Source organism: Paraburkholderia saeva (assembly GCF_907164555.1).
In the GTDB taxonomy this organism is placed as follows: Bacteria; Pseudomonadota; Gammaproteobacteria; order Burkholderiales; family Burkholderiaceae; genus Paraburkholderia; species Paraburkholderia saeva.
In genome coordinates this window covers 398,448-416,459 of record NZ_CAJQZC010000001.1, presented here as the reverse complement: position 1 = coordinate 416,459, position 18,012 = coordinate 398,448, and the positions used below count along the sequence as shown (strand labels likewise).

Below are 18,012 nucleotides of genomic sequence, written 5' to 3'. Positions count from 1 at the left end.
CCTAGAGGCCGAGAATCATCCGGGAGATGATGTTTTTCTGCACTTCGGTCGCGCCGCCGTAAATAGACGTCTTGCGCATGTCGAAATACGTCGACACAGCAGGTGCGGCCCATGCCGGTCCGTTGACGGGACACTCGGCGCCGGCCTCCAGCCATTGCGGCGAATAAGGCCAACCGTGCGGCCCGGCAACCTCCAGTTGCAGCATTGCGATGTCCTGCTGGAGTTCAGAGCCGCGGATCTTCACGATCGACGCCTCCGGACCCGGCGCTTTCCCGGCGTCCGCAGTCGCCACGCGCAGCAACAGCATCTCCAGCGCCATCACATCCATTTCGATTCGCGCAATCTTGTCGCGCATTCGCACGTCGTCCAGCATCGTGCCGCCTTCGCCGTTGGGCGACTGCGCGGCATAGTGCTTCAGGAGGCGCAGTTCGCGATAGCAATGGCCGATTCCGGCAATGCCGGTGCGCTCGTGCCCAAGCAGATACTTCGCATAAGTCCAGCCGCGATTTTCTTCGCCCACCAGATTGGCGACCGGTACCTCGACGTCTTCGAACCACGTTTCGTTGACGTCGTGTCCGCCGTCGAGCGTAACGATCGGTCGCACGCTCACACCGGGCGATTTCATGTCGATCAACAGCAACGATATGCCTTCCTGCGGCTTTGCTTCAGGATTCGTGCGCACCAGGCAGAAGATCCAGTCGGCAAAGTGCGCCATCGTGGTCCACGTCTTCTGACCGTTCACGATATAGCGGTCGCCTTTCCTGACCGCGCTTGTCCTGAGAGAAGCGAGATCGGAGCCGGAACCGGGTTCGGAATAGCCCTGGCACCAGAAGTCGTCGATCGCCGGAATACGTGGCAGAAAGCGCGCCTGCATCTCCGGGCTCGCGTACTTGATCAGCACAGGCCCAATCATGTTGATACCAAACGGCAAAAACCACGGTGCGCCCGCGCGTCCAGTCTCGATATCGAAGATCAGCCGTTGCATCGTATTCCAGCCGGTGCCGCCGAATTCTTTCGGCCAGCCCGGCGCGCCCCACCCGTGCGCGTGCAGGATGCGATGCCAGCGCACAAAGTCGTCTTTCTCGACGCGCTGGTGGCCGAGTACCTTGTCGCGGATATCAGCCGGAAGGTTGGCTTTCAGAAAGGCCCTCACTTCCTCGCGGAAGGCCTGTTCCGTTGCGGTTGGACGTAAATCCATCTGCCTGTCCTTTGTTCAAAATCGATTCACTTCACCACTCAGGTTAGGACTGTCATGTCCACGCAAGAGCAGTCGCTTTCAACGCTTCATGCCTACCCTGCGACCCACTGGAAGCGCGCGGGCTGCTTCTCCTTGAAACGCTGTACGGCGTCCTGATGAGCTTGCGTGGTACATGCGATACCTTGGGCCGCCGACTCCATTTCCAGCAGTGTTCGCAGATCGCTGCTGAGCGACATGTTCAACGCCCGTTTCGACAGTCCGAACGCGATAGACGAAGCGCCGCTGAAGCTTTGCGCGATCTGTTCGGCTCGTTGATACAGCGCGTCGGGCGAGTGGATTTCGAATACCGCGCCGATTCGCTGCGCTTCGTCAGCGCCGATTTCACGTCCGGTGAAGACCAGGTCTTTCGAACGCGAAAGACCAATCACACGCGGCAACGTATAGAACGCGCCGCAATCCGGCACGAGACCGACCTTGATGAACGGCAGACAGAACCGTGCGCGCGGCGTGGCGATCACGAAGTCGGCGGTTAGCGCGAGGCTGAAACCCGCGCCATATGCAACGCCATCTACGGCTGCGATCACGGGCCGGTCCAGATCGATGAGAGCGCTCACGAACGGATGCAGATCATCGATGCGGTTACGTCCGTCCTCTGCGCTTCGCGGCGACATGCCGCGCACGTCACCACCGGAACAGAAGTCGCCACCGGCTCCGCGCAAAATGACGGCGCGAATGTCGCGGTCTTGGCGAATCCGTCGGACCGCATCGTCAAGCCCGTCACGCATGGGCAGATCGAGCGCGTTCTTTTGCTCGGGACGGTTCAGTGTCAGCGTGGCGACGCCGTCTTTTACATCAAACAGCAGTTGATCATGTGTCATGCGGCGGACCCCAGGAATGTATGCTTCACTTGATGGGACATAGATTTCTCCCTCGGCTGCAGGCCGGTTCATTGAAATGTTGTGGGTAGTTGGCCAACCAGAACGCTATACGCCGCGCTTCAAGGGTTGCGCCGCGTCGGAGCGGCTCGCTTCATAGGCGACGGAGCGCTGTGCGTCGGCGCTCTCGCGAAGCATGCGCAGCCGCTGCAATCGCCGCGCGGATTCTTCCGGGTTCATCAGCCAGGCCCCCAGCAGTCCCGCCGGAATCAACAGGCCGCCGAGAATTGCAAAGCCATGCTCGAATCCCGCGGCGGTTCCGTGCGCGGCACTCACGAAGTGACCCATCAGGGGCGGCGCGAGTACGCCGGCGAATGTGCCGAGCGCTGTGACGACGGACAGCCACGCCCCTCGCTGCCGGGTCGCCACCACCTCACCGATCATCATCGGCGACAGCGTCATGCCGCATTGGCTCAAAACGCTTGCGATGGTGTAGCAGACGAGTTTCGCACTCGCACTGATGTCAGCCGTCGTGCACAACATGAAGATGCCTGCCAGGGCGACGGGCACACTGGCCAGAACCCCACGCGACAGATGCGACGAAGCGCCTCTGTCTTTCAGCACGCGCGAAATCCATGCAACTGTGAGCATGCACGGTATAGACAGACCCGCCATTAGCGAAAACAGCCAGCCGGCATCGCTCGCAGGGTAGCCAAGTCCCGTGCGCAAGTAGGCAGGGAACCACGTGAAGTTGACGGAAACGACAGCGTATCCAACGAAGGTCAGAATGATGCCGCCCACCAATGTCCTGTCGGTTGCGATCTGCTTGACGATAGAGCCCACGCTTTCCGCAGGCGCGCTGGCTACGGCCACGCTCGACGCTTGCTCGCCGGCAGAAGACGTCTCATCGACAGTGCCATCTTCGCCCACGACCAGCCACAACGCTGTCCAAAGGCATCCGACAATGCCAAGGGCGAGAAACGCAGCATGCCAGCTGTAACGCGTGATCAGGAAAGTCAGACACGGACCTGCCAGCAGAAGGCCCACACTCGCGCCTTGCTGAACGATCACTGTCGGAAAGTTGCGCTTCGAGTTGTCGAACCATTTGTAGCTAGCGTGAGTAGCGAGCGCGTAAGCCGGTCCCTCGCCTGCTCCGAGCAACACACGGCACGCGATCAGCACGGGATAGCTCACGACTCCGACAAGCGGAAACTGTGCAATCGCCCATACCGCCGACAGGAACGCCAGCAGCCACCGGGTTTTGATGCGAGTGGACGCCAGCCCGAACAGAAGTCCCGACACCGTGAACAACAGGAAAAAGCTGCCGCCGACGAAGCCGAACTGCTGGTGCGATAGCCCGAGGTCGTGCATGATCGGCACGGCGGCGAGTCCGATGACGGCTTTGTCCGCGAAATTGATCACCATGAACAGAAACAGCATGGCTACCACGATCCAGGCGCGCAATCGACTGGTTTTCTGAAACATGTCTCCTCCTTGGATCGCTTGGACCGGTGTCGGTGAAATGCACAACCCCGACTCCGACAGGCAATTAGATTTGTAGTAGCAAAACGGGACGCGCACCGGACCTTTATAGGTCTCTTTTGCGACGACGCAGATACCAAACGACGCGGCCGGCGATTAAAGAACCGTGCGGCCCGGTCAATGAAGCGAGTACGGGTTCTTTAACGATGCCGCCACGGCTCTCGAATGGCTTACATCGTAGGGCCGAAACATCCTGCACGACGGTCAATAACTTGACAATCCAGTGTCATTCGACCTGCACGGTTTCCCTGAGCGATGCCTCAACGGGAACTATCGTGCAGCGCCCGCGCCGACCCGTTTGACCGCCTTACGCGGCGGCAAGTGAAACGGCCGCTGTCAGCCGCTCGCGGCACTGCGACACAATGCGCGCCAGCAAGGCTTCACAAGTCGGAATATCGTCGATGAGTCCAACCACTTGCCCGGCCCAGACCAAACCCGCATCGACCTCGCCGGTTTGAAGTGCGTCGTGCCCGCGACGGCCAGCAACCAGATGCCGGATATCTTCGAACGCACATCCGCCTGGACGCCGCTCGGTGGCGACCACCTCGTCGGACACAGCGTTCTTCAGCACGCGTGCCGTATTGCGCAATGAGCGGAAGATAAGCTGTGTATCCCGTTCGCTCGCTCCCACAAGCCTCTGCTTGATGCGTTCATGCAGCGGCGCTTCCACTGTCGCACAGAAACGGGTTCCCATGTTCACCCCTTCGGCGCCCAAAGAGAGCGCAGCAGCCATGCCATATCCGTCGGCAATGCCACCGGATGCGATGACCGGAATCTTCAGCGCGCGCGCGGCGAGAGGAATCAACACCAGACCCGGGACGTCATCTTCTCCCGGGTGACCGGCGCATTCGAATCCGTCGATACTCACGGCATCGACGCCGTTGCGCTCGGCAGACAGCGCATGTCTGACACTAGCGCATTTGTGAACGATCTTCACCCCGTTGCGCTTGAGCTTCTCGATGAATTCCTTGGGACTATTCCCCGCGGTTTCAATCACCTTCACGCCGCTTTCGATAATCGCGTCGAGATACTCTGCATAGGGCGGAGGATTCGCGGACGGAAGAATGGTGAGATTGACGCCAAATGGCTTGTCGGTCATCGCGCGACAACGCACGATTTCCTGAGCCAATGCGTCCGCTGTCGGCTGGGTCAGCGCGGTCAGCACGCCGAGGCCGCCTGCATTGGAAACGGCCGACGCCAGTTCTGCCCGGCCCACCCACTGCATGCCACCCTGAATGATGGGGAAACGGATGCCGAGCAAATCTGTAATGCGTGTCTTCATTGGAGACCTCTAATACACTTAAAAGATATTTTTTAATCTGCGAATCAGTGGAGTCAGGCTGCGGGCGTTTAGCGGCCCGGAACGGCTGTTTCGCCGTTGTGTTGCGTGCGCGTTTGCTCATTACGCGCGCTGTCCGGATTTTTGAGCGAGAGGTCAGCGAGCACTTCCGCCGTATGCTCGCCGATATCCGGCAAGCGTCCATCACGTCGGTGATAGTCGTGAAATGTCGTCGGGCACGCTGGCAGCGACACCGGTCCTCGTCCCGATGCATGAACTTGCACAAACAGGTCAGCCGATACGCCTGCCTCTCCTGGCGTTACCTCCGCCATCGTTCGCACCTGGCCGAAAACAACACCGGCGCGGGTAAGGCGCTCGCATAGGTCAGCGGTACTGAACTGGCTGGTTGCGTGGCGCAGATCGATCAGCATCGCGTGTCGATTTTTCAGCCGGGCCGCGTTTTCGCAGAATCGCGGGTCGGCGGCGATGTCCGGCCGATCTAGCGCGCCACATAGACGCGCAAAATGCTCCTTGGTGTAAGCCGAAATCACGACGTTCCCGTCGACGGTGGGCATTACCTCGGCAGCGGGCGTCGCGTTCGTCTGACCGTTTCCCGAGCGCACCGGTACCACACCATTCAGGCGATACTCGGCCCAGGTGCTGGACAGCGCGGACACAGCGACATCGACGAGAGAGACGTCGACAATGCCGCCCTCGCCGCTTACCGACCGTCTGAGTAAAGCCGCAAACACACCGGAGGTCAGCGCGTTAGCAGCCATCACATCGACGACGGTAAAGCCCACGCGAGTCGGATCCCGATCGCCATCGCCGTTGATGCTCATCATGCCGCTTTCCGCTTGCGCAGCAATGTCGAAGCCGGCTCGCTGGCTCGCCGGTCCGGTCTGCCCGAAACCGCTGACTTGCCCGTACACGAGACGCGGTACCGTGCTGGTTAGTGCCGCTGCGTGGAGCCCGAGTTTCTCCATCACGCCGGGGCGGTAGTTCTGAAGAACGACATCCGCAGTGCACGCCAGCGCGAACGCGTTTCGTCGTCCCTCCGGATCGCGCAGGTCGAGCACAACCGAACGCTTCGACCGGTTCCACGCAGAAAACAGGGGGCCAAATTGATCCTTATTCCAGCCCGCATAACGCCCCGCATCGCCCTCGGGCGGTTCAACCTTGATAACGTCGGCGCCCAGTTCCGCCATCGTCTGGCCGCACGCCGGCACCGCGATGTACTGTCCGAATTCGACAACACGCAATCCCTTCAGGGGCGCGTTTTCACGCGTGCTTTGCTGGTCATGCGACATGAGCGATCCTTACCGTCCACGAAGGACGGCTTTGAGCTATCGAGGAACCCGACCGACTATGCCGGTCCATGGTCGGTACAGCGATTCACCACGGCGATTCGCCGCGGCATTTGCGGCCGCGTTAGTCGCACGTAGCTAGTGGTCCTTCAAGCACCGTCGTTGCAAGCCGCTCGAGTTGCTGCTCGGCGCCTCCGTACAGCGTCGAAGCGGCCGCCAGTCTCTTGACGAAATGGCCGAGCACATATTCTTGCGTCATGCCGATCGCGCCATGGAGTTGCACCGACTCTTCCCACACGTGCGTCGCGGCTCGCGCCACAAACGCTTTGGCAGCCGCGCTGTAGCGGCGTCGGGCGGTTGAATCGTCGCCGTTCTCCTGATCGATCACACTGGCGGCAGCGCGAGTCAATGCGCGTGCTTCCTCGATTTCGACCATCAGATCGACCATGCGATGCTGGATCACCTGATTCGCGCCGATAGCGCGCCCAAACTGCTTGCGTGTGATGAGGTACTCGCGGGTCGTTTCGAACGCGGCCACCATGACGCCCACGGTCTCGGCGCAGTGCGCGACAGTTGCACGGTCGATCGCGCGTTCGATCAGTCGCACCACCTCCTCGCGCGATCCGGTCACGAGTGCCACAGCGCCTTCCACGCCATCCAGCACGATATCGGCTACGCGCTGGCCGTCGTACAGCGAGCGCGGCGTCACGGTTAGCCTTGGCGAGCCCGCGTCCACGAGGAACAGGCCCATGCTGTCCCCCGACGTCATGGCGGCCAGCAGAAACGCATCCGCACCGGCGCCGCCGGGCACGAGCGTTTTCGTACCGTTCAGCGAGAAGGTCTGACCGCTCTGCTGTGCGGTCGCGGTAACGGCGCCTCCTTCGAACGAGATGCCGGATTCCCACGCTGCGAACGCAAGGCGTTGGCTGCCGGTGACGACGCCTGGAAGATAACGCGCACGGAGTTCGGGCGTGGCCACGTCGACAAACAACATGGTGGCCAATACGGCAGCAGCGATGAAGGGCTCGTTGACCAGTCCGCGTCCGAGTTCTTCTGCCAGCACACAGATGTCGCCAAGCGAACTACCCAACCCATCGTCGGCCTCAGGAACGGGCATGGCGAGCCAGCCGAGTTCCGCAAACTCCTTCCAGCGCTCAGGCAGACACCCCTGCGGGTGAGCGAACGACGCTTCGCGCACCGCAGTGCCATAGCCGCGAGCAATGTATTTTCTGGCGCTATCGGACAACATGTCCTGGTCGTCGTTGAGAGTATGTTCGCTCATAGTCCGAGTACCGCTTTGGAAAGAATGTTGCGTTGGATTTCACTGCTTCCGCCTGCAATCGTGTAGCCACGCGCGACGAAGCGCCGCGATGAGGCAGTCGCTGAAATCGGGTCCTGCTGCTGCGATGGCGGCCCCACTTCGAGCACCTCCGGATCGAGTACCAGGCCTTCCTGGCCCAACCCATCGACAATCAGCTGCTCCCACAACTGGATCAGGCGGCTTCCCCGCAGTTTCAGCATGGAGACCTCAGCGCCGATCGGGTGGCCCGAAATGGCGCGCTGGATAAAACGCGCGGCATTGGCTTCGAGTGCCATCAACTGCATCTCCAGCTCCGCGAAGCGTTGCCGGAACCAGGAACGGTCGGCAAGACGCACGCCGCCTTCGGTGCGAGTCATCCCGACTTCCTGAGCGCGCGCCCTGCGCCGCTTGTTCTCGCCAATTCTCGCGAGCTTGAGCCGTTCGAACTCAAGCAATGATTTCGCAATCGTCCATCCTTCGTTTTCCTGACCAACAAGGTTCTCGAAGGGCACTTCCACGTTGTCGAAGAACACTTCGTTGAAAACTACCCAGCCATGGATACCGACGATCGGCCTGACCGTGACGCCGGGAGACTTCATGTCGACGAGCAGGAACGAAATGCCTGCCTGTGGCTTCGCATCGGCATCGGTGCGCACGATGCAGAAAATCCAGTCCGAATACTGCGCGTAGGACGTCCAGATTTTCGAGCCGTTGATCACGAATCCGTCATTGGTACGGTGAGCCCGTGTTTTCACCGATGCGAGGTCTGAACCCGCGTTCGGTTCGGAGTACCCCTGGCACCACCATTGCCTTCCGGCCGCGATTTCCGGCAGGAATCGCTGTTGCTGGGCGGGAGTACCGAAGCGCATCAGGATCGGCGCAATCATCGAAAAACTGACCATGATGATTTCGGGCGCGTCGTTATTGCAGAGCTCCTCTTCGAACGCCAGCTCCTGCTGAACCGTCCAGCCCTGTCCGCCCCATTCACGCGGCCAATGCGGCACGAGGTAGCCGTGGCTCGCAAGAATCTGATACCAGGCAATCGTGCGCTCACGCGGAATCTGTCGTCCGCTTCGAACCATGTCGCGAATATCGGACGGCAAATTGGCCCGAACGAATTCGCGTGCCTGGCTCCTGAATTCCGTGAGTTCACGCGTCTCAAACATGTTTTTCATTCCAGAGGAAGTGGTGTGGAGTTCCCGAACGAACTCAAGTAACGGATAGGATAAAATGCGCGTTATCCAGAGTCAGTCGATGAATTGACAATCTCGCCGACTGTGGAGTCAGGACATTCCCGCATTCGGCTTTCGCTTTTTGCTTCCCGTATTCCTGCTTTTCGCTTTCTCAGTACCTGGAGATGTCTATGCGCCACCAGCCGAACGCCGCAGATCCGTTCGCACTGATCTGCCGGGCGCTTCGAGCCAGTACGCTTTTCGCCGAATGGCCGCTTGCCAGCGTCGAACGCCTCGCAAAGACCGCGCGTCTGGAACAGCACAAGAAGCACACACAGGTTCTGGCAGCCGACAGGGAGCGGCGCGAAGTTCTTGTCGCCGTTTCCGGATGCGTCGAGGTGAGTCGTACAAGCGCCGACGGTTCCAGGTTCGTGGGCATTCTGATGCGTGCAGGTGACTGCGCGGGTCTCGTGCGCCTGCTTCAGGAAATTCGCGCACCTTACGATTACGTCGTGCTTGAAGATGCGTTAATCGTCCATGTGCCGAGCGATGCGCTGATCCAGATCCTGAACGACGAGCCTATTCTGTGGCGTTCGGTTGCACTCTTTGCGCTCGCCCGCCAACGCGACAACGCCGTCGCCATGCAGCAACGCGTGCTGAGCGATCTGTCCACTCAACTTGCCGCGCGTATCGTCGAACTGTTGGCGGCTTCCGCCATTTCCGGTGCAAGCAGCCCCGGCCGGTCTCTATCCCTAAGCCAGGGCAAACTGGGCTCGATGCTTGGAAAATCGCGTCAAACCATCAACAAAGAATTGGGCAAGTTGTCCGACAGAGGACTGATCGCGATCGATTACGGAAAGATCGAAGTGCTGGATTTGCCTGCACTAGAAGCGCTGGCCGGCAGCGGCTCCAGCCGCTAAGCGAACACGTCTGCGAGCGGCAAACGCCGCGACCCTGGAGAACATTCCGCAGAGCCGCGACGACATCAATCACAGGTTGCTATAGCCGCCGCCGCACACCAGCACCTGGCCCGAAACGTAGTTCGACTCTGGCGAGCAGAACAGATACACCGACCCTGCCGCTTCTTCGGCTGTACCCGGACGGCCCAACGGAATCATGCGGCTCGCACCGTCGAGCATGGCCTGCTGCACACCGACTTTGATCTCGCGACCTTCGATGCTCACGGTCTTGCTTTCGTCGCCCGCCAACGCCTGCGTCAGACGAGTTTCGATGAGACCGAATGCCACCGCGTTCACATTGACCTTCAGGCGACCCCACTCCTTGGCCAAGGTTTTGGTCATGCCCAGAATGCCGGACTTGGCCGACGAGTAGTTGATCTGCCCCGCGTTGCCGCCCGCTGCCACCGAAGAGATGTTGACCACCTTGCGGAACACCTCACGGCCTTCGGCGGCTTCTGCCTTCGCAGCCGCGCTGATCACCGGATACGCTGCGCGCAGAATGCGGAACGGCGCGGTCAGGTGGCAATCCATGATGGCGTACCACTGCTCGTCGGTCATCTTCTGAACCACGTTGTCCCACGTGAAGCCAGCGTTGTTGACAATGATGTCAACGCCCTTGAATTTCTCCACCGCGGTGCCAATGAAACGCTCAGCGAAGTCGCTCGCCGTCACGCTACCCACGCACACAGCCGCCTCACCGCCTTGCGCGCGGATCAGTTCGGCCACTTCGTTGGCGGGGTCCGCGTCGAGATCGTTGATGACAACCCGAGCGCCTTCCGAAGCCAGCTTCAACGCCACTTCACGGCCAATGCCACGGCCGGAGCCGGTCACCAATGCGGTCTTGCCTGTGAGCTTGCTCATCTCAATCTTCCTTTCCGTTTGATACGCGTTGTTCTTGAATAAAATCAGTTCAGTGCCACCACGGCTTCACCCAGCAGCTTCTCGTCGCCAAACTGGTTGATGCACCTGAGCGCGAGCTTCACGCGCTGTTCGCCGTCGGCTTCGAACTTCTCCACAACCTGACCGAAGCACGATGGCTTATTGCCGAGATGCGTGATGCCGGTGAAGCGCACTGCCACACTGCGAATCTGCGTCTGCGGCACCCAGCCGGTCAGCAGACGCCCCAGATACGCCACAGACAACATGCCGTGCGCGAACACGTCCGGCATGCGCGCCTTGCGGGCGAAATCGATGTCCACGTGGATCGGATTGTGGTCGCCCGAGGCGCCGCAATAGAGCGCCAGCGTGGTGCGGTTGATGGCCGGCAGTTCGAGCGCGGGCAATGCGTCACCGACCTTTACATCGTTATAGCGAGGTACTGACATCGCATGTCTCCTTAACCGTTGCGCTGCACGATCACGCCGCGCAGATCGGCAATGTGCTCACCCTTCTGGCTCGTCACGCGGGTTTCCTGCACGACGAATTGCAGTGCACCGCCCTTTTTCTCGTAGACGTCAGCCAGTTTCGTTTCGAAACTCAGCGTGTCGCCGGCATAGGCCATGCGGTGATAGGTGAACGCCTGCTCGGCGTGAAGGATGCGCGCCAGATCCATGTCCAGAAATTTCAGCGTCGCGACCAGGTCGCTCGTCTCACTGTTCATGCAGAACAGGAACGTCGGCGGCACCGGCAAGCCAGGGTGGCCCGCATCGCGAGCGACGGATTCGTCCGTGTACACAGCGTCTGTCTCGCCGATGGCCTTGGCGAAAAAGCGCAGGCGCCCCTTCTCGACATCGACGGTGCCGTGCGACAGCACGCGGCCGATCATGCTTTTATCTGCCATTACAAAGTCTCCTCAAAGGAAACGGCACGCCGCATCAAGGCCGCGCGCCATTTCCATCACGCGGTCAGGCGCGGCCGTAGAGCGTCACGACGCACGCGCCGCCCAGTCCCAGGTTGTGTTGCAGCGCGAGCTTCGCGCCATCGACCTGACGTGCGTCGGCCGTGCCGCGCAACTGGTTCGTGAGTTCATAGCACTGAGCCAGACCCGTCGCGCCCAGCGGATGACCCTTCGAGAGCAGACCGCCCGACGGATTGGTCACCACTTTGCCGCCGTACGTGTTGTCACCGTCGTTGACGAACTTCTCGGCGCCGCCTTCCGGACAGAAGCCGAGCGACTCGTAGGTGATCAGTTCGTTGTGCGCGAAGCAGTCATGCAACTCGCACACCTTGATATCCGACGGGCTCACGCCAGCCTTCTCGTACACCTGACGCGCAGCTTCACGAGCCATGCTGAAACCGACCAGCTCGATGGCCGAGCGCTTTTCGAACGTTACCGGGCTGTCGGTAGTCATCGACTGCGCGAGGATCTGCACGTCGGCGCGGATGTTGTGCTTCTTCGCGAAGGCTTCCGAGCAGATGATCGCTGCCGCAGCGCCGCACGTCGGCGGGCACGCCATCAGACGCGTCATCACGCCCGGCCACACGACCGGATCAGCCATCACGTCTTCGGCACTCACCACCTTGCGGAACATCGCGAGCGGATTGTTGGCGGCATGACGGCTCGCCTTCGCGCGAATCTTCGCGAAGGTCTCCATCTTCGTGCCGTACTTCTGCATGTGTTCTTTGCCCGCTCCGCCGAACATCATCAGCGCGCCCGGTACTTTGGCCTCGACTGCGTCAGGATTCAACTCCTCGGCGAGAACGGAGGAAGCGCCCAGCGGACTCGGTCGGTCATGCCAGATGCCGCCGAGCGCGCCCGGCTTCATCTGTTCGAAGCCCAATGCGATCGCGCACTCCACTGCACCGCTTTCGACGGCCTGGCGTGCCATGAACAACGCGCTCGAGCCGGTTGCACAGTTATTGGTGACGTTGAGCACCGGAATCTGCGACAGGCCCAAGGGGTACAGTGCGGCCTGCCCACAGCAGGAGTCGCCATAGACGTAGCCGACATAGGCTTGCTGCACGAGGTCGTACGAAATGCCTGCGTCCGCGAGCGCGGCGCGCGCTGCTTGCGAGCCCATTTCGACGTACGAAGCACTCGCACCCGGCTTCTTGAACTGGATCATGCCAACACCGGCGACTACTACTTTCTCAGACATCGTCTCACTCCTTCTCTGGTTCATCAAACTTCATTAGTTAATAGATGCCGCTCGCTGGCGGCATTCAGCGGGACACGTCTCGCCATTCACCCAGCACATTGGCGAGCGTCGCATCCTGGCCTTCGGCTGAACGGAGCACTTCGGGCACCGTGCGGCTAAAACGCGGGGCAGGAGCCGGTTGCACTACACCATCGATCTCGATGAAGGTATTGCGTGCGACGTTGTGGCGATGCTGTGGCGCCTCGTCCATGTCGAGCACGGGCGCAAAGCAGGCGTCCGTACCTTCCAGCAGTTCTGTCCATTGCGCACGTGTGCGAGTAACAAAGTGCGCGGCAAGCCGGCGCTTGAGTTCCGGCCAGTGACGCGGCTCGAACTGCTGGGAGAAAGCCGGATCGGTTATCTCGAGGCGTTTGAGGAGATCGCCATAGAATTGCGGTTCGATGGAACCGATCGCGATGTACTTGCCGTCGGCGCATTCATAGCTATCGTAGAAGTGCGCGGAGCCGTCGAGCAGATTGCTGCCGCGCCTGGCGCTCCATCGGCCCTGTGCCTGCATGCCGTAGAACATGGCGCCAAGGAGTGCCGTGCCGTCGGTCATCGCTGCGTCAATCACCTGTCCCTTACCGCTGTTGCGGGCCTCGACAAGCGCACACGCCACCCCGAACGCGAGCATCATCGCGCCACCGCCAAGATCGCCGACCAGATTGAGCGGCGGCGGCGGCGCTTCTTCCGCGCGGCCCATCGCCCCGAACATGCCGCTGATCGAGATGTAGTTGATGTCGTGTCCCGCCGCCTGCGCGAGTGGACCCGACTGTCCCCAGCCGGTCATGCGGCCATAGACAAGCTTTGGATTGCTCTGCAAACATACTTCCGGGCCCAGGCCGAGGCGCTCCATCACGCCCGGGCGAAACCCCTCTATCAGCACGTCGGCCTGCTCGACGAGCGCCAGCACCTGCTTTGCACCTTCGGCCGACTTGAGGTCGATCGTGACTGTGCGCTTGCCGCGCGCCGTGACGTCATAGCGAAGCGAATCCTTTGCAGGCGGCGTGCCGTCTAGGCCCGCACGCTTCGTCGCGGGCCGGTCCACGCGAATGACATCGGCGCCCATGTCCGCGAGCATCATGCCGCAGAAGGGTCCGGGCCCGATGCCCACCATTTCCAATACCCGAATGCCCTGTAGTGGTCCGCTCATGTCAAGTCGTCCTGATTCTTTTCAAGTGAGGTTTTGAGGTGGCCAAGATCAGCCCAGCTTGCGGTCGTCCAGACCGAGGCTGCGGCCGATGATCTCTCTCATGATTTCGCTGCTGCCTGCGTAAATGCGTGAGATGCGAGCGTCGGTGTACATGCGGCTGATCCGATATTCGTCCATGTAACCCGCACCGCCATGCAATTGCACACCTTCATCCGTCATGCGACCCTCCAGCTCTGAACAAAGCAGCTTGGCTGCAGCCGCCGTTTCCGAATTCAGCTTGCCCGCGTTGTGCAGCAGCACGCACTGGTCCACGAAGGTCTGCAGCGCGTCGATCTCCGCGCGCAATTGCGCCAGCTTGAAACGCGAGTTCTGGAAAGTGCCGACCGGTCGGCCAAATGCCTTGCGCTCCTTCACGTAGTCGAGCGTCAGGTCGAAAGCGACCTGCGCGCTGGCTATGTAACCGCACGCGCCCAGCAGACGCTCCTCTGCCAGGTGGCGCGTGAGATACCGGAAACCCTGCGCGGCATCGCCCAGCACGTTCGCCTTGGGGACCCGGACGTTGTCGAAGAACAGCTCCGCGGTGTCCTGCGACTGCAGGCCCATTTTCTTCAGCTTGCGTCCGCGCTCGAAGCCCGGCATACCGCGCTCGACGATGAACAGTCCGATAGCATGGGGATTGTCCGGCGAGGTTCGCGCAGCGACCACCACGTAGTCCGCGAGAATGCCGTTCGATATGAAGGTTTTCGCGCCGTTGAGCAACCAGTAGTCGTCCTTTTCTTCGGCTCGCGCGCGAATGCCTGCGAGGTCGGAACCGGTCTGCGGCTCGGTCATCGCAATGGCGAGAATCGCTTCGCCACGGGCTGCCTTGGGCAGAATCCGGGCGCGCTGCTCGTCGTTGCCCAGCTTGCCGATATAAGGACCGACCAGGCGCGAGTGCAGCGTGTGAAAGAAGCCCGAATCGCCGTAGCGGGCGTTTTCTTCCATCAGGATCTGTTCGTAGCGAAAGTCCGCAACGCCTGCGCCGCCATGCTCCTGATCAGCCCACATCAGCAGATAGCCTTGCTCACCCGCCTTCAGGAAAGCCTCGCGATCGACACAGCCGCGCTCGCGCCACTGTTCACCGTGCGGGCCAACCTCGCGCTGATAGAAGCGACGAGCGGAATCGCGGAATATGTCGTGTTCCGCTTCGAAGATCAGGCGTTCCATTTATTTTGTCTCCTCAGTAGTGAAGCATTCTGGCCGCGCAGTCGAACGTTGTCGTCGTCCGATCTACCTATTTAGCGGCCGCGTCTAGCCAAGCAGTCCCAGCTCGCGCGCTCGTGCGACGGCTTCGGTGCGATTGTTGGTGCCGAGCTTTCCCGAGATATTGCGCAGATGCGCGCGTATCGTCGCTTGCGACAGGAAGAGCGCTTCTGCAAGGGCTGCATTGGATTTGCCGAGCGCCAGCAGCTTCAGAACGTGGATTTCACGTTGCGTCAGTGCATCCCCACCACTGCCCTGTTGAATCACCGCAGAATGCGAATCTGCTTCGACATCGCCGGCGGCACCCGCACACGCGAGTTGCAGCCGCTCGAAGTAGCCGGGCATCGCGCCCACCGGCGTCTTGCCCGACGCCAGCACGGCACGCGCGCGCGACAAGGCCAACGACGCAATCACAGGCCCTTCGTCAGCGAAAGGCTGAACGATGCCTTCGGTGCAGGCATAGGTCAGCGCCTGTGCCATGCGCTCGCGCGCGGCGTCCGGCCGCCCGGCGCGCTGCAGCGCCTCCGCGAGCAGCAGGCTGAGCCGAAGAGCCAGGCGCTGACAGCGCTGCGCGTGAAGCTGTTCGATGGATACAGGCAACTCCGCCAGCAGGGCCTCACGCGTTGCGCCGCCTTCTGCTTCGCCCGCTCCGTGCACGCGCAACCGCAGGCGTCCCATTTCCAGCGTCTCGACCTCATGCAATGGCGCGGGAACCGCGCGTTCCGGGCTCCACAATTCGGGGGCCTCGGCTCGGCGCAGACACGCTGCGGCAGCGGCGGCATCGCCCTGAATCAAAGCCAGGCGCGAGCGTTCAAGCTCGGCGCTGACGACGAGACGACCGAGGTTCTGGCGGTGGCCTATCAGCTCCAGCTCACTCAGCACGCCGTAAGCGCGATCCGGCTCGCCGCGCTGCCATGCGAGTCGCGCTTGCGTGATGCAACCGCGCACCATCTGGCCGCTTGCTCCGGACTCCCGCGCCTGCGCCATGTAGATCGAAAGGACCTGTGCGGCCTGTTCGAGGTGGCCGGCTTCGTACAGTGCTTCGGCGAATAGCATCGCGGACGGTGCGCTGCCGGTGGCCCGGCCCGCGACATCGTCGGTCATGTTGTTCGTCGCCAGGCGAAAGCGTGCGATGGCATCCTGCAGCCTTCCCTGCCTCAAACTGATCGTGCCTTCCAGCGCTTCGGCCATCACCAGACTGAACGTGCTGCCGATCTCGATGTGCGAACGGCGCGCCTGGTCCAGCAGCGCACGGGCTTCTTCATAGCGGCCGAGCGCGGCGTAAAGCTTCGCCACCAGATTGGTCAGCAAACCGTATGGAAACGCATAACGGGGATCGAGCCGCGCGTGATTTTCGATGCCGATGGCGAGCCCCTGCGCCTGATCTGTCATCACGAGCAGCACGGGACGCAGCGCGAGCATGTGAGCCTGCAGTTCTTTATTTCCGCCGACTTCGTCCCGTTGCATGGTTTCGTCGATGCGCCGCACGAGCACCTGCGCATCCGCATAACGATGCGTGAAAATAAGCGCCCACGCGCGGACGATGTTCAGCTTGCACTGCGTATCCGGCAGAAACTGCGGCATGCTATCGAGCCAGCGGGCGAGCAGGCGGAAGCGGCCGAGATCGAGGAGTCGCTGCGCGTGGATGCCAAGCAGGCGCGCGGCGCAGTCGTAATCGCGTGCGCGCAATGCATGCTCGATGGCAGGCACCGGCCGCCCTTCGTCTTCGTACCATTGCGAAGCACGTTTATGAAGAAGCGGTATCGCGGAAGGATCGGCCTGAGTCGACTGCGCATACAGAAATTCCCGGAAAAGGCTGTGATACCGGTAATGGCCGGGATTGTCCGACGTCGTCAAAAAGAGGTTCGCACGCTCGAGTTCCGCGAGCAACGCCGCGCTGCCGGTATGTCCAAGCAGAGCGTCGCAAAGGGGCGCGCTGAGCTCATGGAGCACGCTCGTGCGCAACAGAAAATCGCGCTGCGCGTCCGGCAATCTGACGAGCACGTCTTCGGCCAGATACTCCGTGATCGCGGCGTGAGCGCCGGAGAACGTCGCGAGAAAGGTGCCCGGATCGTCATGTCCTTCGAGTGCCAGAGAGGCGAGCCAGACTGCTGTGGCCCAACCGTCGGTGACCTTATGAAGTCGACCCAGTTCAGTGCTGCCCAGCTTGAGGCCGCGCCGGTTCTGCAGATATTCAGCGGTCTCTTCCAGTGAAAAGCGTAATTGCCCCGGCCCGACTTCGAGTAACTGCCCGCGTGCGCGCAGCCGGCCCAGGCCGAGGCCCGGCGCGACACGCGAGCCGATCACGATTTGCCAGCCAGACGGGAGGTGATCGACGAGTTGCCGGATCAGATCCAGCACAGCAAGGCTTTCGATGACCTCGAAATCATCGAGAAACATCGTGAAAGCGGCACGTGACGCAGCAACGCGATCGATCAGTTCGAGCAAGCCGGGCTCACCGGAAGCGTCGCCGACGTGCGGCGCGACCTGCTCGATCGCCGCATCGAAGTGGGCAAGAAAGCGGCCAAGATCGTTGTCTGACGCGTCCAGATTCAACCATCTGATCGCAGCACCAGTGGCCTGCCGTCGCGCCGCATACTGCAGCATGGCCGTCGTTTTGCCGAACCCGGCCGGCGCGCGCAGTACGATCAAACGCACGTCGCCGGCATCGTTGATGCGCTCACCCAATTGCGCCCGCGGCAATTGAAATGACGGCGGACGAGGTGGAGACAGTTTGGAGGGCAAGAGATTTTGATGCATGGCGTACTGAAGTTGGAAAACATGCAGTCGCACGCGCGTACTGCCTACGGCCACCCGCTTCGCGCCGATGCTGGGAGCCCGTGCGAGATGTTTTCGTGCCCCTCCCGAGTTGATGATCATCGCGCTCGCGGATGCAAGCGGCGGGGCG

15 protein-coding genes are annotated in these 18,012 nt (G+C 61.3%); 1 reads left to right on the top strand and 14 read right to left on the bottom strand.

Features of this window, described 5'->3' with window-relative positions; genetic code table 11:
* Position 1 precedes the first annotated feature (1 nt).
* From LPA36_RS01830 to LPA36_RS01800, 7 genes are all read right to left on the bottom strand, one after another.
* Entirely contained in the window at positions 2-1,198 is a 1,197-nt protein-coding gene (locus LPA36_RS01830; RefSeq protein ID WP_228874440.1) for an acyl-CoA dehydrogenase family protein, read from the bottom strand.
* A gap of 92 nt (positions 1,199-1,290) precedes the next feature.
* Entirely contained in the window at positions 1,291-2,076 is a 786-nt protein-coding gene (locus LPA36_RS01825) for an enoyl-CoA hydratase/isomerase family protein (protein ID WP_228874439.1), read from the bottom strand.
* 105 nt (positions 2,077-2,181) lie between these two features.
* The gene (locus tag LPA36_RS01820) at positions 2,182-3,558 is read right to left on the bottom strand and encodes an MFS transporter (protein ID WP_228874438.1); all 1,377 of its coding nucleotides are present in this window, start codon (positions 3,556-3,558) and stop codon (positions 2,182-2,184) included.
* A 364-nt stretch (positions 3,559-3,922) separates the two neighbouring features.
* Positions 3,923-4,897, bottom strand: a complete 975-nt coding sequence (locus tag LPA36_RS01815; RefSeq protein ID WP_228874437.1) for an NAD(P)H-dependent flavin oxidoreductase — start codon at positions 4,895-4,897, stop codon at positions 3,923-3,925.
* Positions 4,898-4,965: 68 nt separating this feature from the next.
* Entirely contained in the window at positions 4,966-6,204 is a 1,239-nt protein-coding gene (locus LPA36_RS01810; RefSeq protein WP_228874436.1) for a CaiB/BaiF CoA transferase family protein, read from the bottom strand.
* 121 nt (positions 6,205-6,325) lie between these two features.
* On the bottom strand, positions 6,326-7,483 hold the full coding sequence (locus LPA36_RS01805; protein WP_228874435.1) for an acyl-CoA dehydrogenase family protein: 1,158 nt from the start codon (positions 7,481-7,483) through the stop codon (positions 6,326-6,328).
* On the bottom strand, positions 7,480-8,667 hold the full coding sequence (locus LPA36_RS01800; protein WP_228874434.1) for an acyl-CoA dehydrogenase family protein: 1,188 nt from the start codon (positions 8,665-8,667) through the stop codon (positions 7,480-7,482). The genes LPA36_RS01805 and LPA36_RS01800 overlap by 4 nt, the downstream gene beginning before the upstream one ends.
* Before the next feature lie 197 nt (positions 8,668-8,864).
* On the opposite strand from LPA36_RS01800, the gene LPA36_RS01795 reads away from it, so the two are divergent.
* Positions 8,865-9,593 (top strand): Crp/Fnr family transcriptional regulator, encoded by a 729-nt coding sequence (locus tag LPA36_RS01795; protein WP_228874433.1) that lies wholly within the window; start codon positions 8,865-8,867, stop codon positions 9,591-9,593.
* A 69-nt stretch (positions 9,594-9,662) separates the two neighbouring features.
* Here LPA36_RS01795 and LPA36_RS01790 read toward each other — a convergent pair whose 3' ends face one another.
* The 7 genes from LPA36_RS01790 to LPA36_RS01760 all read right to left on the bottom strand — a co-directional run bounded on the left by LPA36_RS01790 (position 9,663) and on the right by LPA36_RS01760 (position 17,762).
* Entirely contained in the window at positions 9,663-10,493 is an 831-nt protein-coding gene (locus LPA36_RS01790; RefSeq protein ID WP_228874432.1) for an SDR family NAD(P)-dependent oxidoreductase, read from the bottom strand.
* Positions 10,494-10,537: 44 nt separating this feature from the next.
* Positions 10,538-10,957, bottom strand: coding sequence for a MaoC family dehydratase (locus LPA36_RS01785; protein ID WP_228874431.1), 420 nt, complete (start codon positions 10,955-10,957; stop codon positions 10,538-10,540).
* A gap of 11 nt (positions 10,958-10,968) precedes the next feature.
* Complete coding sequence (locus tag LPA36_RS01780) at positions 10,969-11,412, bottom strand: MaoC family dehydratase N-terminal domain-containing protein (protein ID WP_228874430.1); 444 nt, start codon at positions 11,410-11,412, stop codon at positions 10,969-10,971.
* Positions 11,413-11,476: 64 nt separating this feature from the next.
* The gene (locus LPA36_RS01775; protein WP_228874429.1) at positions 11,477-12,670 is read right to left on the bottom strand and encodes a lipid-transfer protein; all 1,194 of its coding nucleotides are present in this window, start codon (positions 12,668-12,670) and stop codon (positions 11,477-11,479) included.
* Between the two features lie 64 nt (positions 12,671-12,734).
* Positions 12,735-13,862 (bottom strand): CaiB/BaiF CoA transferase family protein, encoded by a 1,128-nt coding sequence (locus LPA36_RS01770; RefSeq protein WP_228874428.1) that lies wholly within the window; start codon positions 13,860-13,862, stop codon positions 12,735-12,737.
* A gap of 48 nt (positions 13,863-13,910) precedes the next feature.
* Positions 13,911-15,068 carry an acyl-CoA dehydrogenase family protein gene (locus LPA36_RS01765; protein WP_228874427.1) on the bottom strand — a complete coding sequence of 386 codons (1,158 nt, stop codon included), beginning with the start codon at positions 15,066-15,068 and terminating at the stop codon, positions 13,911-13,913.
* Between the two features lie 84 nt (positions 15,069-15,152).
* A complete protein-coding gene (locus tag LPA36_RS01760) occupies positions 15,153-17,762 on the bottom strand; it encodes a LuxR C-terminal-related transcriptional regulator (protein ID WP_228874426.1) in 2,610 nt (869 codons plus the stop codon).
* Positions 17,763-18,012: the final 250 nt, after the last annotated feature.